Origin of the sequence: Limnohabitans sp. 15K (assembly GCF_002778285.1) — a bacterium.
Classification (GTDB): domain Bacteria; phylum Pseudomonadota; class Gammaproteobacteria; order Burkholderiales; family Burkholderiaceae_C; genus Limnohabitans_A.
Map to the genome: position 1 here is coordinate 228,900 of NZ_NESM01000003.1, position 15,090 is coordinate 243,989.

At 56.5% G+C, this 15,090-nt stretch carries 20 protein-coding genes and 1 tRNA gene; 16 read left to right on the forward strand and 5 right to left on the reverse strand.

Annotated elements, in window-relative coordinates:
• Nucleotides 1-34: 34 nt before the first annotated feature.
• Both B9Z40_RS12270 and B9Z40_RS12275 read right to left on the reverse strand, forming a co-directional pair.
• Nucleotides 35-319 carry a type II toxin-antitoxin system RelE/ParE family toxin gene (locus B9Z40_RS12270; RefSeq protein WP_199172562.1) on the reverse strand — a complete coding sequence of 95 codons (285 nt, stop codon included), beginning with the start codon at nt 317-319 and terminating at the stop codon, nt 35-37.
• Nucleotides 319-537: a hypothetical protein gene (locus B9Z40_RS12275; RefSeq protein WP_100173640.1), complete on the reverse strand. Its 219-nt coding sequence runs from the start codon at nt 535-537 to the stop codon at nt 319-321. The genes B9Z40_RS12270 and B9Z40_RS12275 overlap by 1 nt, the downstream gene beginning before the upstream one ends.
• 140 nt (nt 538-677) lie before the next feature.
• On the opposite strand from B9Z40_RS12275, the gene hisI reads away from it, so the two are divergent.
• The 7 genes from hisI (at nt 678) to tatC (ending at nt 3,868) form a co-directional block, all read left to right on the forward strand.
• A complete protein-coding gene (gene hisI, locus B9Z40_RS12280) occupies nt 678-1,067 on the forward strand; it encodes a phosphoribosyl-AMP cyclohydrolase (protein WP_100173641.1) in 390 nt (129 codons plus the stop codon).
• 14 nt (nt 1,068-1,081) lie between these two features.
• Nucleotides 1,082-1,450, forward strand: a complete 369-nt coding sequence (locus B9Z40_RS12285) for a phosphoribosyl-ATP diphosphatase (RefSeq protein ID WP_100173642.1) — start codon at nt 1,082-1,084, stop codon at nt 1,448-1,450.
• 3 nt (nt 1,451-1,453) lie between these two features.
• Nucleotides 1,454-1,816 carry a hypothetical protein gene (locus B9Z40_RS12290; RefSeq protein ID WP_100173643.1) on the forward strand — a complete coding sequence of 121 codons (363 nt, stop codon included), beginning with the start codon at nt 1,454-1,456 and terminating at the stop codon, nt 1,814-1,816.
• A 28-nt stretch (nt 1,817-1,844) separates the two neighbouring features.
• Nucleotides 1,845-2,201, forward strand: coding sequence for a histidine triad nucleotide-binding protein (locus B9Z40_RS12295; RefSeq protein ID WP_100173644.1), 357 nt, complete (start codon nt 1,845-1,847; stop codon nt 2,199-2,201).
• 96 nt (nt 2,202-2,297) lie between these two features.
• Nucleotides 2,298-2,543 (forward strand): Sec-independent protein translocase subunit TatA, encoded by a 246-nt coding sequence (gene tatA, locus B9Z40_RS12300; protein ID WP_100173645.1) that lies wholly within the window; start codon nt 2,298-2,300, stop codon nt 2,541-2,543.
• Between the two features lie 26 nt (nt 2,544-2,569).
• Nucleotides 2,570-3,037, forward strand: a complete 468-nt coding sequence (tatB, locus tag B9Z40_RS12305) for a Sec-independent protein translocase protein TatB (RefSeq protein ID WP_100173646.1) — start codon at nt 2,570-2,572, stop codon at nt 3,035-3,037.
• A 42-nt stretch (nt 3,038-3,079) separates the two neighbouring features.
• Entirely contained in the window at nt 3,080-3,868 is a 789-nt protein-coding gene (gene tatC / locus B9Z40_RS12310) for a twin-arginine translocase subunit TatC (protein ID WP_100173647.1), read from the forward strand.
• 109 nt (nt 3,869-3,977) lie between these two features.
• Here tatC and B9Z40_RS12315 read toward each other — a convergent pair whose 3' ends face one another.
• A complete protein-coding gene (locus B9Z40_RS12315; protein ID WP_100173648.1) occupies nt 3,978-5,132 on the reverse strand; it encodes a S1C family serine protease in 1,155 nt (384 codons plus the stop codon).
• 84 nt (nt 5,133-5,216) lie between these two features.
• On the opposite strand from B9Z40_RS12315, the gene B9Z40_RS12320 reads away from it, so the two are divergent.
• Nucleotides 5,217-5,969 (forward strand): Nif3-like dinuclear metal center hexameric protein, encoded by a 753-nt coding sequence (locus B9Z40_RS12320; protein WP_100173649.1) that lies wholly within the window; start codon nt 5,217-5,219, stop codon nt 5,967-5,969.
• A gap of 55 nt (nt 5,970-6,024) precedes the next feature.
• Nucleotides 6,025-7,068, forward strand: a complete 1,044-nt coding sequence (gene pdxA, locus B9Z40_RS12325) for a 4-hydroxythreonine-4-phosphate dehydrogenase PdxA (RefSeq protein WP_100173858.1) — start codon at nt 6,025-6,027, stop codon at nt 7,066-7,068.
• A 12-nt stretch (nt 7,069-7,080) separates the two neighbouring features.
• Here pdxA and mscL read toward each other — a convergent pair whose 3' ends face one another.
• Nucleotides 7,081-7,512 (reverse strand): large conductance mechanosensitive channel protein MscL, encoded by a 432-nt coding sequence (gene mscL, locus B9Z40_RS12330; protein ID WP_100173650.1) that lies wholly within the window; start codon nt 7,510-7,512, stop codon nt 7,081-7,083.
• A 138-nt stretch (nt 7,513-7,650) separates the two neighbouring features.
• On the opposite strand from mscL, the gene petA reads away from it, so the two are divergent.
• From petA to B9Z40_RS12360, 6 genes are all read left to right on the forward strand, one after another.
• Nucleotides 7,651-8,247, forward strand: a complete 597-nt coding sequence (gene petA / locus B9Z40_RS12335; protein ID WP_100173651.1) for a ubiquinol-cytochrome c reductase iron-sulfur subunit — start codon at nt 7,651-7,653, stop codon at nt 8,245-8,247.
• Between the two features lie 11 nt (nt 8,248-8,258).
• Entirely contained in the window at nt 8,259-9,668 is a 1,410-nt protein-coding gene (locus tag B9Z40_RS12340; protein WP_199172563.1) for a cytochrome bc complex cytochrome b subunit, read from the forward strand.
• Between the two features lie 20 nt (nt 9,669-9,688).
• Entirely contained in the window at nt 9,689-10,453 is a 765-nt protein-coding gene (locus B9Z40_RS12345; RefSeq protein WP_369823447.1) for a cytochrome c1, read from the forward strand.
• Nucleotides 10,454-10,544: 91 nt separating this feature from the next.
• On the forward strand, nt 10,545-11,156 hold the full coding sequence (locus B9Z40_RS12350) for a glutathione S-transferase N-terminal domain-containing protein (RefSeq protein WP_100173653.1): 612 nt from the start codon (nt 10,545-10,547) through the stop codon (nt 11,154-11,156).
• Nucleotides 11,157-11,174: 18 nt separating this feature from the next.
• Nucleotides 11,175-11,621 (forward strand): ClpXP protease specificity-enhancing factor, encoded by a 447-nt coding sequence (locus B9Z40_RS12355; protein ID WP_100173654.1) that lies wholly within the window; start codon nt 11,175-11,177, stop codon nt 11,619-11,621.
• A gap of 57 nt (nt 11,622-11,678) precedes the next feature.
• Nucleotides 11,679-11,754, forward strand: a tRNA-Thr gene (locus B9Z40_RS12360).
• A 49-nt stretch (nt 11,755-11,803) separates the two neighbouring features.
• Here B9Z40_RS12360 and B9Z40_RS12365 read toward each other — a convergent pair.
• Complete coding sequence (locus tag B9Z40_RS12365; protein WP_100173655.1) at nt 11,804-12,112, reverse strand: DciA family protein; 309 nt, start codon at nt 12,110-12,112, stop codon at nt 11,804-11,806.
• 224 nt (nt 12,113-12,336) lie between these two features.
• On the opposite strand from B9Z40_RS12365, the gene secA reads away from it, so the two are divergent.
• Nucleotides 12,337-15,084 (forward strand): preprotein translocase subunit SecA, encoded by a 2,748-nt coding sequence (secA, locus tag B9Z40_RS12370; protein WP_100173656.1) that lies wholly within the window; start codon nt 12,337-12,339, stop codon nt 15,082-15,084.
• Nucleotides 15,085-15,090: the final 6 nt, after the last annotated feature.

The following is a 15,090-nucleotide window of genomic DNA, read 5'->3' on the forward strand; positions in this document are numbered from 1 at the left end:
CTCACTTCCAAAGCCAAACCTCAGTCACAGCCATTCACCGCTTCAACCCCGCATAGAAATTTTCATGCGGTCCGATTGCCAACAGCATGGCTTCAATGGGGGCTGTTTTGTGCGGTTGCAGTTCATAGGCCAGCAGGGTTTCTTGGCCGTTCAATTTGAACTTGTAGACGAACACACCCGCGAGGTCGCCTTTCTTTTCTTCGCCCAGCTGCGGATTTTGAAGAATGGCCTTGATGGCTTCATCCAGTGTTTTTTTGTCGCGGGCGTGCAGTTTTTTGGCCACCCGGTTGAACGATGGCGATGCGCTGACTTGCAGCATCAGCCAAACTCATAAGGCGCAGCCAGTCCGGCTTTCACTTCTTCACGCGAGAGCATGGTGTCTTGTATCAGCCGCAAAGGCATGTCCGGGTTGTCGATCACGGCTTTGCCGATGCGTGCCCAGTACTCGATTTGCCGTGGCACAGAGCGGTGCTCTGCGGCGGCGTAGGGTTTGGCGTCTTCGACCAACTCGTCCGACAGTTTCATTGCAACAGCCATGGGGTATCTCCTTGATGGGTTGTATTTTGTAACCAATGGGTGTTTTGTGCAACCCGGCAAGTCTTTGATGCAGCTTGATTCACGGTGCTACAGGGTGCGAATCCAGCCCTGACACCCCAATGTCTTAAGATCACCCCCCTATGAACTGGCTCGACAAAATCAAATGGGACGACAAAGGCCTGGTGCCGGTCATTGCCCAAGAAAAAGACACTGGCGACGTGCTGATGTTCGCGTGGATGAACCGCGAGGCCTTGCAAAAGACGGCAGAGCTGAAAAGGGCGGTGTATTTCAGCCGTTCACGCAACAAGCTGTGGTTCAAGGGTGAGGAGTCCGGCCATGTGCAGACGGTGCACGACATCCGCATCGACTGCGACAACGATGTGGTGCTGCTCAAAATCACCCAACTGGGCCATGAGCCGGGCATTGCCTGCCACACGGGCCGCCACAGCTGCTTTTTCCAGAGCCTGCAAGCCGATGAGTGGCAGGCGACCGATCCGGTCCTGAAGGACCCTGAAACCATTTACAAGTGAGCGCCCCAAAGCCTATGACCAACCAGGACATCCTTGACCGCCTTGCGGCCGTGGTCGAAAGCCGCAAACCCGCCAATGGTGGTGACCCCGAAAAAAGCTATGTGGCCCGCCTGCTGCACAAAGGGCCCGACGCCTTTTTGAAAAAGATCGGCGAAGAAGCCACCGAAACCGTGATGGCCGCCAAAGACGTTGACCATGGCGGTGACAAAACCAAGCTGGTGGGCGAGGTGGCCGACCTGTGGTTTCACAGCATGATCGCGCTGGCGCACTATGGTTTGACGCCTGCTGACGTGGTCAACGAGCTGGCCCGCCGTGAAGGCCTGAGCGGCCTCGAAGAAAAAGCCATGCGCAAAGTGAAAGAGCGCGAGCGCTTGGGCGATTAAGCCATGAACGACCAACCCATCGACGACAGCACCCACACCATCAGCTGGGTCAGCTACATCCTGCACCTGATCGTGGCGGTGAGCGCCGTGATTCCCGGGGCGCAGATGGGCCCGGCTTTGTTGGTCGTTGCGCTCATCATCGATTTGGTCAAGAAGGGTGATGCCGCCGATTGGGAGTCCACCCATTTCAGCTACCGCATCCGCACCGTGATCTGGGTGGCGTTGCTTTACTTGCTGACTTTGCCCTTGTGGTTGTTCTTTTTCTTCCCGGGCTGGCTGGCTTGGGTCGCCATTTCCATCTGGTTTTTGTACCGCATCGTGTTGGGCATGGTGCGCCTTAACGAGAAGCGGCCAATGGCCGACTGAATCTTTTACTTGAGAGGCCGAATAAGCCATGACCGACACCAACTGTATTTTTTGCAAAATCATCGCGGGCCAAATTCCTTCGCGCAAAGTGCACGAAGACGAGCATGTGTTCGCCTTCCATGACATCGCGCCTTGGGCACCCATTCATTTTCTGATCATCCCCAAGTTGCACATCCCGTCGATGGCCCACCTGGCTCCCGAGCATGCAGGTCTGATGGGCCACATGATGACTTTGGCCCCCAAGCTGGCCTTGCAGGAAGGTTGCAACCCTTACCCGGAGGGTGGCTTCCGAATCGTGGTCAACAACGGGGCCGAGGGTGGTCAAGAAGTTCACCACCTGCACATGCATGTCATGGGTGGTCCTCGGCCATGGTTGCGCGGCTGAAATTCGCGAGTGTCATCAATTCCTTGTTTAATCAAGGCAGATCTTTCTGCGAGGGCTTCAGCCCTTAGAATTCACCAACTAGCTTAGGAGATTTTCATGGGTTCGTTTTCAATTTGGCATTGGCTGATCGTGCTGTTGATCGTGGTCATGGTGTTCGGCACCAAAAAGCTCAAAAACATGGGCTCTGACCTCGGTGGTGCTGTCAAAGGCTTCAAAGACGGCATGAAAGAAGGCGGCACTAAGGACGAGGCAGCAGCCCCTGTCGCTGGTCAAGTCACGTCTTCGACCACGGCTCAGGCCGAAAAGACCACCATCGACGTCGAAGCCAAGACCAAGTCTTGATCGCTTGAACGACTGAACGCTGCACTGTGCTGGACTTAAGCTTTTCAAAAATGGCCCTCATTGGGGTGGTGGCGTTGATCGTCATCGGCCCAGAGAAGTTGCCCAAAGTCGCCCGCACGCTGGGCACCTTGTTGGGCAAAGCGCAGCGCTATGTCGCTGACGTCAAAGCCGAAGTCAACCGGTCCATGGACCTGGAAGAGCTCAAGAAAATGAAAGAGACTATGGAGACGGCGGCTCGCGATGTTGAGCAAACTGTCCAAACCACGGCTTCTGATTTCGAAAAAGACTGGGCCGACACCACGGCGGGACTGAACAGCGATTTGCCCGCCATCGAGCCACCACCACCTTATTACGTCCGCCCTGACAAAAATTGGCGTCTCAAGCGGGGTGCGATGCCGCAGTGGTACAAAGCGCGCTCAGGGGTGCGCACGAAAGCGCTTTCGGGTGCTGCACGCGTGGCCCGTTACCGTCCCAAGCTCCTCAATTCTCTGTGACGCTGGCGCACCTTGGGTGCGCAACGTCCAACCGACCCTGCCATGTCCGATACCCCCTCTCAGCCCGACGACGAACTCAAAGGTTCTGAACAACCTTTTGTGGCGCACCTGATCGAGCTGCGCGACCGCCTGATTTGGGCCGTCGCCGCGGTGGCTTTGGCCGCTGCCGTTTTGGCCATTTTCCCTGGCCCTGGCAACTTGTACGACATTTTGGCGGCACCCCTGGTGGTGCATTTGCCCAAAGGGGCCACCTTGATCGCCACGTCGGTGATTTCGCCTTTTATGGTGCCGCTCAAGATTTTGCTGATGAGCGCTTTCCTCATCGCTTTGCCGGTGGTTTTGTACCAAGTCTGGGCCTTTATTGCACCTGGCCTTTACAGCCATGAGAAAAAACTGGTCATGCCTTTGGTGGTGTCCAGCACCTTGCTGTTTTTCATCGGGGTGGCGTTTTGCTATTTCTTTGTCTTCGGCCAAGTGTTCAGCTTTATCCAAAGCTTTGCGCCTAAGAGCATCACCGCTGCACCTGACATCGAAGCCTATTTGAGCTTTGTGCTGTCCATGTTCTTGGCCTTTGGCTTGGCCTTTGAAGTGCCCGTGGCCGTTGTGGTGCTGGCCCGCATGGGCGTGGTGACCGTGGAAAAGCTCAAAGAGTTCCGGGGTTACTTTGTGGTGTTGGCCTTTGTGATCGCCGCCGTGGTCACGCCACCCGACGTGGTCTCCCAGCTGGCGCTGGCCATTCCCATGTGCTTGCTTTACGAGTTGGGCATCTGGGCAGCGCAAGTATTCATCAAGCACACCCAAGCGCCGCAAGAACCCGACATTTCGACCTGAACTCAGGCCTCTGAACTCCGGCTTGAACGCCTTCCGGCGTACCCAAAGAAAAGAGGCCTGAGGGCCTCTTTTGCATGGTGAGCCCGAAGGGGCGGCGTTGAAAATGACCTTACTTTCTCTGCTTGGCTGCAGGGCGCTCAGCGGGTGTCAAGCGCAGGTTCACTTCGCCTTGGCGACGCCAAATGTTCATCTCCGCAGGCACGCCAGGTTTCAAGTTGGCCACTTGGGTCAGCAACTCGGACACATTGCCCACAGGCTGCCCTGCCACTTTGACGATCACGTCGCCAGGGCGAATGCCTGCTGCTGCTGCAGGGCCATTTTTGAGAACACCCGTGATGACCACGCCAAGCGGTATGCCTTGGCCAGAAGTGGGCAGCTGAAATGTTTGTGCCAACTCGGCCGACATGTCTTGGGGCTCCACCCCGATCCAGCCCCGAATCACTTTGCCGTTTTTCAACAAATCTTGCATGACCTGTTGCGCTGTCGAGATGGGGATGGCGAAACCAATGCCCATATTGCCACCCGAGCGAGAGTAGATGGCCGTGTTGATGCCCATCAAATGGCCATTCACGTCAATCAGCGCACCGCCTGAGTTGCCTGGGTTGATGGCCGCGTCGGTCTGGATGAAGTTTTCAAAAGTGTTGATGCCCAGTTGGCTACGGCCCAAGGCGCTGACGATGCCCGAGGTCACCGTTTGACCGACGCCAAAGGGGTTGCCAATGGCCAACACCACATCGCCCACCTGCAGGTCTTGTGTTTGACCCAAAACAATCACGGGCAGTTTGTCGAGCGTGATTTTCAGCAAGGCCAAGTCGGTTTCGGGGTCCGTGCCGATGACTTTGGCGGCAGCCCGGCGGCCATCGGCCAGCACCACTTCGATGTCGTCTGCGTCTTCAATGACGTGGTTGTTGGTCAGGATGTGGCCTTGCGGGCTCACGATGACGCCGCTGCCCAGTCCTGCCGGATTCTGGTCTTCTTGCTCGCCATGAAAGAACTTGAACCAAGGCTCTTGGCTTTGAGGGTTACCGCTGTTGGTTTTGCTGGTGTTGATGCTGACCACCGCGGGTGAAGCTTGGCGGGCCGGGACACTCAGGCTGCCTGCTGGCCGACTCAGGGCCGAGCCCAGGGGCGCTTGCAACAAAGTCATGCCGTCTGCCGAGCGTTTGGCACCGCGTAACCATTCGGGTTGCAAGGTGGCGATGACAAACCAGATGGCCAGCAACACCGTGACCCATTGGGAAAATAAAAGCCAATAACGTTTCATGGCTTGGATTGTCCTTGATTCGTGCCCAACGGGTATTGAACGGCCTGCGCCACAATAGGCGGTCAAGACAGAAAGCTTTAGCCAATGACCTCCGCGAAAATTTTGGGCCAGGCCTTTGATGCTTTGCTCGAGCCAGAGAAGTTCCGCGATTACGGCCCCAACGGCCTGCAGGTGGAGGGCGACCGTGACATCCAATGGCTGGTGAGCGGTGTGACCGCCAGCCGTGCTTTGATCGAAGCGGCCATTTCGGCAAATGCCGATGCCATTGTGGTGCACCACGGCTTGTTTTGGCGCGGCCAGGATGGGCGCGTCACGGGCTGGATGCGTGAGCGGCTGCGTTTGTTGCTGGCCCACGGCATCCACTTGTTTGCCTACCACCTGCCGCTCGACGCCCACCCCGAACTGGGCAACAACGCCCAACTCGCGCGTGTGCTGGGCCTGCAAGCAGAAGGCCGTTTTGGTGAACAAAATCTGGGGTTTTTGGGGACAGGGACCCAAACATGGACTGGACCGCAGGCCCTGGCTGACCATGTGGCCCACACCCTTGGCCGATCGGTGACATGTGTGGGTGACAGCGAACGCCCAGTGCAGCGCGTGGCCTGGTGCACGGGTGGGGCGCAAAGCTACTTTGAGGCAGCCATTGCACAAGGCGTGGACGCGTTCATCACGGGCGAAATATCAGAGCCGCAAGCGCATTTGGCCCGAGAAACCGGGGTGGCTTTTTTGGCTTGTGGCCACCATGCCACAGAGCGTTACGGTGCCCCGGCCTTGGCTGCACATGTGGCGCAAAACTTGGGTATTCAGCACCGCTTCATTGAGATCGACAACCCGGCCTGAACCTCTTTTGAAACCTCTGCGAATGACCTCCAACGCTGCTTTGCTCCATCCCCTCATGACCCGTCCCATTGCCATCACGCCCGGTGATCCGTGCGGTATTGGCCCTGAAATCGTGGCGCGCGCTTGGTGTGAAGCCCCCGAGCTGACACAAGGCTGTTTTGTCGCGGGCGATGTGGGTCTGATGCGCCGAGCGATGGCCTTGGTGCCCACGGCGATCGCTTTTCCCGTTTGTGAAATTGAGACCCCTGCAGACGCTTTGCAAGTGCCGCCGCGTTGCTTGCCTGTGCTGCAGGTCGTGCCGCTTGCCCCTGTATTGCCTTGGGGGCAGGTCGACGCCCGTGCTGGGCAATTGGCGGGGGAGGCGGTGCTGTGGGCCACCCGTGCGGCTCTGCGCGGCGATGTGGCGGCGGTGGTCACTGCGCCCTTGCACAAAGAGGCTTTGCATGCCGCAGGCGCGCCCTACAACCAATACCCCGGCCACACCGAATTGCTGCAGGCCGAGTCGGCACGGCACAAGGGCGTCCCTGTTGAACAAATGCCTGTGCGCATGATGCTGGCCAATGACGAGTTGCGCACCGTGCTGGTGAGCATCCATGTGTCTTTGCTCCAAGCGCTGGAGGCCATTACACAGGAGCGCGTTTTGCAAACCCTGCGCATCACCGATGCAGCGTTGACGCCAGTGCTGGGCCGCAAACCACGCATGGCCGTGGCAGGCGTGAACCCCCATGCGGGCGAGGGCGGCTTGTTTGGTCGCGAAGAAGTCGACGTCTTGCAACCTTGTTTGGTGCGGGCCCTGCAAGAGGGATTGGATGTGCACGGCCCTTACGCGCCCGACACGGTGTTCATGCGTGCGCGACAACAAGCCGATGGCCGCCGAGAGTTTGATGTGGTGATTGCCATGTACCACGACCAAGGGCTGATTCCCGTCAAATACCTGGGGGTGGAGCAAGGGGTCAACGTGACCTTGGGGTTGCCATTGATTCGAACCAGTCCAGACCATGGCACCGCGATGGACATTGCGGGTCAAGGCGTGGCCAATGCCAGCAGCCTGATTCAGGCCATTCGCATGGCACGTCACATGGTCAGTGGCGCCCACTGACCTTGCAATGCCTCAGCTTTTGTTGCGCAGGCTGTCGCGAATTTCGCGCAACAACAAAACGTCTTCAGGGGTGACAGGGGCAGCCGCCGGGACTTCGGCTGGGGCCTGAGCGGCGCTCAGGCGGTTCATTTGCCGGATCATCAAAAAAATGATGAAAGCCAGAATCGTGAAGTTGAGTGCCACGGTGATGAAGTTGCCATAGGCAAAAACAGCCCCTAACTTTTTGGCCTCTGCCAGGGACAGCCCTGCATTTTGCCCAGCCAAAGCCCAGTAATAGTTGGAAAAATCCAAGCCACCAAAAGCACGGCTGACCAAGGGCATCACCAAGTCACCCACCACCGAGTCAACGATCTTGCTAAAAGCGCCGCCAATGATCACACCCACCGCCAGGTCGATGACATTGCCTTTTACAGCAAAAGATTTGAATTCCTTCAAAAAAGACATAGCAGTCACTCCAAAATGAAAATACAAGCGCCGATTGTGAACCAACACAGTGCAGTCAGGGGTCTTGTCAGTTATTTGTCTGTTTCACTCCGCTACAATCGCGGGTTGACCCTGATAACGACTCGCTAGAGGATTCCCATGAGTGACACCCCAGTCGACAGCAGCAAACGGACCTGGCTGATTGCCTCCGGTTGCGCAGGTGCCGTAGGCGCTGGCTTTGTGGCCACCCCCTTCGTCAGCAGCTTCCAACCCTCCGAACGAGCCAAAGCGGCTGGCGCGGCCGTTGAAGTGGATATTTCCGCTTTGAACCCGGGCGAGAAAATGACCGTTGAATGGCGCGGCAAGCCCGTGTGGATCATGAAGCGCTCACCCGAGCAGCTCGAATCCCTCAAGAAAATCGAAGGCCAGCTGGCCGATCCGGCCTCGGATCGCAAGTCTTACCCGACGCCTGAGTACGCCAAGAATGGCCACCGCTCCATCAAGCCTGAAATCATGGTGGCCGTGGGCATCTGCACCCATTTGGGTTGCTCGCCTGGCGATAAATTCGCCACAGGCCCACAGCCTTCGTTGCCTGACGATTGGACCGGTGGTTTCTTGTGCGCCTGCCATGGCTCGACATTCGATTTGGCTGGCCGCGTTTTCAAGAACAAGCCAGCACCTGACAACCTCGAAGTGCCGCCTCACATGTACCTGTCTGACACCAAGTTGATCATTGGTGAAGACAAGAAGGCTTGATGGAGAACAACATGGCTCATTTCAAAGAAATTTCTCCGAACGCCCCTGCGGGCGAAAAACTGCTCAACTGGGTAGACAACCGCTTCCCGGCGTCCAAGCTTTACAAAGACCATTTGTCTGAGTACTACGCATCCAAAAACCTGAATTTTTGGTACGTGTTTGGTGCCCTGTCGCTTTTGGTCCTCGTGATCCAAATCGTGACTGGCATTTTCTTGGTCATGCATTACAAGCCTGATGCAGCGTTGGCTTTCGCATCGGTCGAGTACATCATGCGCGACGTGCCCTGGGGCTGGTTGATCCGTTACATGCACTCGACAGGCGCGTCTGCGTTCTTCGTGGTGGTTTACCTGCACATGTTCCGTGGCCTGATTTATGGCAGCTACCGCAAGCCGCGCGAGCTGGTCTGGATCTTCGGTTGCGCCATCTTCTTGTGCCTGATGGCGGAAGCTTTCATGGGCTATTTGTTGCCATGGGGTCAGATGTCCTACTGGGGCGCCCAGGTGATCGTGAACTTGTTCTCGGCCATTCCTTTCATCGGTCCTGATCTGGCTTTGCTGATCCGTGGTGACTTTGTGGTGGGCGACGCCACCTTGAACCGCTTCTTCAGCTTCCACGTCATTGCGGTGCCTTTGGTTCTGTTGGGCTTGGTTGTGGCGCACATCATCGCGCTGCACGAAGTGGGCTCCAACAACCCTGACGGTGTGGAGATCAAAGCAGCAGATGCACCTAAAGATGCCAAGGGCAACCCTTTGGATGGCATTCCATTCCACCCTTACTACACCGTGCACGACATCTTCTCTGTCAGCATCTTTTTGATGGTGTTCACAGCGGTTGTGTTCTTTGCACCTGAGTTGGGCGGCTATTTCTTGGAGTACAACAACTTCATCCCGGCCGATCCCCTGACCACGCCATTGCACATTGCCCCCGTTTGGTATTTCACACCCTACTACTCCATGCTGCGTGCCATCACCAGCGAGATGATGTATGTGTTGATCGCTTGCGTGGTGGTGGGTGCCGTGTTGGCCGTGGCCAAAGGCAAACTGCCGACATTGCTCAAAGGTGCCGTCATTGGCGCTGCGGTGGTGATCTCTGCCCTGATGTTGGCCATCGATGCCAAGTTCTGGGGTGTGGTCGTCATGGGTGGTGCTGTGATCATCATGTTCTTCTTGCCATGGTTGGATTACAGCCCGGTCAAGTCGATCCGCTACCGTCCCGATTGGCACAAGTACATGTATGCCGTGTTCGTGATCAATTTCTTGATTCTGGGCTATTTGGGCGTTCAGCCACCATCACCCATCGGTGAACGTGTCTCTCAAGTGGGTTCTTTGTTCTATTTCGGCTTCTTCTTGTTGATGCCATGGTGGAGCAAGCTGGGTACACCCAAGCCTGTTCCTGACCGCGTGACCTTCACGCCTCACTGAGATCACGGAGATTCAAGAACATGAAAAACATCAAGAAACTCGCTTTGGGCTTTGTGATGGCTCTCGGCCTGATGGCCGGTGCCCACGCCGCTGGTGGCGGTATCGCCTGGGACAAAGCACCTCATAAAACCAACGACTTGGCTTCATTGCAAAACGGCGCCAAGCTTTTTGTCAACTATTGCCTGAACTGCCACTCCGCCGCTTTCATGCGTTTCAACCGCTTGAAAGACATCGGTTTGACCGAGCAACAAATCAAGGACAACTTGTTGTTCCCCACAGACCGCGTGGGTGACAACATGAAAGTGGCCATGGACCCTGTCTTGGCCAAAGACTGGTTTGGTAAGAACCCACCCGACTTGACTTTGATGGCCCGTTCGCGTTCAGGCCACGGTGGCACGGGTGCCGACTACCTCTACACTTACCTGCGCACTTACTACCGCGATCCGGCCAAACCCACAGGTTGGAACAATTTGGCCATGCCCAACGTCGGTATGCCCAACCCACTTTGGGAACTTCAAGGTGAGCGCGAGCCGGTTTACACAGAAAAAGAAGAGCACGGCCACACCGTCCAAATCTTCTCTGGCTGGAAGCAAGTCAAGCCGGGCACCATGACGCCCTTGCAATACGATCAAGCCGTCGGTGACTTGGTGGGTTACATGCAATGGATGGCGGAACCCGCCCAAAACACCCGTGTGCGAATTGGCGTCTGGGTTCTGATTTTCTTGACCTTCTTCAGCTTTATCGCTTGGCGTTTGAACGCTGCGTACTGGAAAGACGTCAAGTAATTGATCTTTCACCTGGCCTTGGGGCTGGGTCTTGTGGAGTGGCAGGCCTTGGGGCCTTCCACTCTTTTTGATTTTTTGAGGAGCCTCCGCCATGATGGTGCTTTATTCCGGAACCACTTGCCCTTTTTCCCACCGTTGCCGGTTTGTGCTGTTTGAAAAGGGCATGGATTTCGAAATCCGTGACGTTGACCTCTACAACAAGCCCGAAGACATCAATGTCATGAACCCTTACGGCCAAGTGCCGATTTTGGTGGAGCGTGACCTGATTTTGTACGAGTCGAACATCATCAATGAGTACATTGACGAGCGTTTCCCTCACCCTCAGTTGATGCCCGGTGACCCAGTTGACCGTGCTCGCGTGCGCCTGTTCTTGCTCAATTTTGAAAAAGAACTCTTCGCCCATGTGTTGACGCTGGAAAACCGTACGCTCAAAGGCAACGACAAAGCCCTGGAAAAAGCCCGTTCGCACATCCGCGACCGCTTGACGCAATTGGCCCCCGTGTTCTTGAAAAACAAGTTCATGTTGGGTGACAACTTCTCCATGCTCGACGTGGCGATTGCGCCGCTCTTGTGGCGTCTGGACTACTACGGCATTGAGCTCAGCAAAAATGCGGCACCTTTGCTGAAATACGCTGAACGCATCTTCTCGCGCCCCGCTTACATTGAAGCATTGACCCCTTCTGAGAAGGTGATGCGCAAGTAAGTTCTGCCGGAGCCTACGATGATCAGTGCCACTGAATTGCCATCCACACGCCCGTACTTGATTCGGGCTTTGTACGAATGGTGCTCCGAAAACGGTTTCACGCCCTATGTGGCTGTGAAGGTGGACGCCTCCGTACAAGTGCCCCGTGAGTATGTGCAAGGGGGCGAGATTGTGCTGAACGTCAGCATGGACGCCACCAGCTCGCTCAAGCTGGGCAATGACTTCATTGAATTCAAAGCCCGCTTTGGCGGCAAGCCGCGAGACATCATGGTGCCGATTCACCGTGTGATGGCCATTTATGCCCGTGAAAACGGTCAAGGCATGGCATTCCCCATCACTGAAGACGGTGCACCCGTGACCACTCTGTCGGCGGTCAATCTGAACGAAGCCCAGTCGATGCCAGACGATGAGCCGACACCACCGAGCACATCGCCTTCGCGTCCTGCTTTGAAACGCATCAAGTGAAAAATTAACAGCCCTGGGCTCCAAAACGGGCTCAGAGCGCGTTAGAATTCAGCCCGTGCCGCTTTAGCTCAGTTGGTAGAGCACCCGCCTTGTAAGCGGTAGGTCGTCAGTTCGAATCCGACAAGCGGCACCACATTTAAAAGGCCCTGATCTTTGATCAGGGCCTTTTTCTTTGGGGCAACTCAAACCACGCGGTTCTGAACCTTGATGCGGATGGACGTCACCGCCAAACCTTTTTGCAGCAGGTGTGCTTGGAGGGCGGGCAGCAATTGACGCAGTTTGGCCGCCACTGCGTTGGAGCTGACCAGCAGGCACCAGCAACCCTCATCAATGGGGCCTGCTTGGACACTGGCCCGCAATGGCGCTGGCAACAAACCCCGAATGGCCTGCAAACGATCACTTGAAGCGCGGATCAGTTCGGACAAGCGAGCGAAGGTCGGCGACTCTTGCGCCGCTTGCTGAAGGGGAATGGCTTGGTGGCGTCTTTGCATGATCTGGAGGGTTGGGCTTCATTATCCGGTAGTGCGTGAGTCTGTGGAATCTGCCCTGAAAACCGAGCCGCCTAGGGGCTAAAATCATTCAATTCGATGGGCACCTGAGAGCCTGTCGTGGGCGTGGGGAATTCAATCCCGCAGTCTGCTTCATTTGAACTCTTAACTAGACAGGATAGACGGTCTGTTTTTCAGCCAAGGGGCTGAGAGAAGATCTCGTAGACATGGCCATCCCATTCCTCACCAAAATTTTCGGCAGTCGCAATGACCGCCTGCTCAAGCAGTACCGCAAAACCGTGGAGCGGATCAACGCACTGGAAGCCGGGCTGGAGTCCATCAGTGACGATGAATTGCGCGCCAAGACCCAAAACTTCCGCGAGCGATTTACAGCTGGCGAAACACTTGACGCGATGCTGCCAGAAGCCTTCGCAGTAGTTCGCGAAGGCTCCAAGCGCGTGATGAAGATGCGTCACTTTGATGTGCAGTTGGCGGGCGGTATCGCTTTGCACAACGGCAAAGTGGCCGAAATGCGCACTGGCGAAGGCAAAACGCTGACGTCCACGCTGCCAGCCTACCTCAACGCTTTGGCGGGCAAAGGCGTGCATGTGGTCACCGTGAACGACTACTTGGCCAGCCGCGATGCGCGTTGGATGGGCAAGCTGTTCAACTTCCTCGGCTTGTCGGTGGGCATCAACTTGGCCCAAATGTCGCGTGAAGAAAAGCAAGCGGCTTACAACTCGGACATCACCTACGGCACCAACAACGAATACGGCTTTGATTACCTGCGCGACAACATGGTTTATGAAGCCCATGACCGCGTTCAGCGCCCGTTGAATTACGCCATCATCGACGAGGTGGACTCGATCTTGATCGACGAGGCCCGCACGCCTTTGATCATCAGTGGTCAAGCTGAAGACCACACTGCCACGTACCTGTCGATGAAACAGGTCGTGCCCTTGCTCACCCGCCAAGAAGGCGAAGCCGATCCCCGCACCGGTGAGGGCGTGATCACACCGGGTGACTTCACGCTGGACGAAAAAGCGCACCAAATTTTCTTGACCGAACAAGGCCACGAAAAAGCCGAATCGGTGTTGGCACAGTTGGGCATGATTCCGGAAGGCGCAAGCCTTTACGACCCCGCCAACATCACCTTGATGCACCACCTCAATGCTGCATTGCGTGCGCAGCATTTGTACCACCGCGACCAGCATTACGTGGTGCAAGAGGGCGAAATCGTCATCGTGGACGAGTTCACGGGCCGCTTGATGACCGGTCGCCGCTGGAGCGATGGCCTGCACCAAGCCGTTGAGGCCAAAGAGGGCGTGCAAATTCAGGCCGAAAACCAGACCTTGGCTTCTATCACCTTCCAGAACTATTTCCGCCTCTACAACAAGATCGGCGGCATGACCGGTACGGCCGATACCGAGGCTTATGAGTTCCAGGAGATCTACGGCCTCGAGACCGTGGTTGTTCCGCCGCACCGCAAGAGCCAGCGCGAAGACCAGTTGGACCGTGTTTACAAGACCTCGCAAGAACGTTACACGGCCGCGATCGCCGACATCCGCGAATGCCATGAGCGCGGGCAGCCTGTGCTCGTGGGCACTACCTCGATCGAAAACTCCGAGTTGATTGCACAGTTGCTGACACAAGAGAAACTGCCACACCAAGTGCTGAACGCCAAGCAACACGCGCGTGAGGCGGACATCGTGGCCCAAGCCGGGCGTCCCGGCATGATCACGATTGCGACCAACATGGCCGGTCGAGGTACCGACATCGTGCTGGGCGGCAACATCGAAAAAGACATCCAGGCGGTGGAAGCCGACGAAAGCCTTTCAGAAGAAGCCAAGCAAGCCCGCGTGACGCAATTGCGTGAGCAATGGAAAGTGGTGCACGAACAGGTCAAAGCCTTGGGCGGTCTGCGCATCATCGCCACCGAGCGTCACGAATCACGCCGCATCGACAACCAGTTGCGTGGCCGTTCGGGCCGTCAGGGTGACCCAGGTTCATCGCGCTTTTATTTGAGCCTGGACGATCCGCTGATGCGCATTTTCGCGGGTGACCGTGTGCGCTCCATCATGGACCGCCTGAAAATGCCCGAGGGCGAAGCCATTGAAGCGGGCATCGTCACGCGCAGCATCGAAAGCGCCCAGCGCAAGGTGGAGTCGCGCAACTTCGATGTCCGCAAGCAATTGCTGGAATACGACGATGTCTCGAATGACCAGCGCAAGGTGATTTACCAGCAGCGCAACGACATCTTGGATGCACAAGACCTGAACGGCCAAATTGCCTCGCTGCGTGAAGGTTGCTTCAGCGATTTGGTGCGCCAATTCGTGCCCGCTGAAACGGTGGAAGAGCAGTGGGACTTGGCCAGTTTGGAAAAAGCCTTGGCCGAAGAATGGCAGCTGACGCTGGATTTGCGCGGCCAAGTGCAAGCCTCCAATGCCATCACCGACGAAGAGATTCTCGAGACGGTGGTCGGTGCGGCCAACGCCCATTTCCAAGCCAAGTTGGACGCTGTGGGTGCAGACAACTTCACCTCGTTTGAGCGCATGATTTTGTTGCAAAGCATCGACACCCATTGGCGTGAACACCTGAGTTCGCTCGACTACCTGCGCCAAGGCATTCACCTGCGCGGTTACGCTCAAAAGCAGCCCAAGCAGGAATACAAACGCGAGGCGTTTGAGTTGTTTGGCCAGTTGCTCGATGCCGTCAAAAACGAAGTGACCCGCACTTTGATGACCGTGCGCATCGATTCGGGTGATCAGATCGAGCAAGCGGCCCAAGCCATTGAAGAGCGTGCTGAGCAGATCAGCAACGTGACCTACACCGCTCCGGATGAGTCGGGTGATCCGCAAACCGTCTCGGCAGATTTGGCCAGTTTGCAAGAAGCCTTTGGCCAAGTGGGTCGCAACGAACCCTGCCCTTGCGGCAGCGGCAAGAAGTTCAAGCAGTGCCACGGCAAACTGGCTTGAACGGGC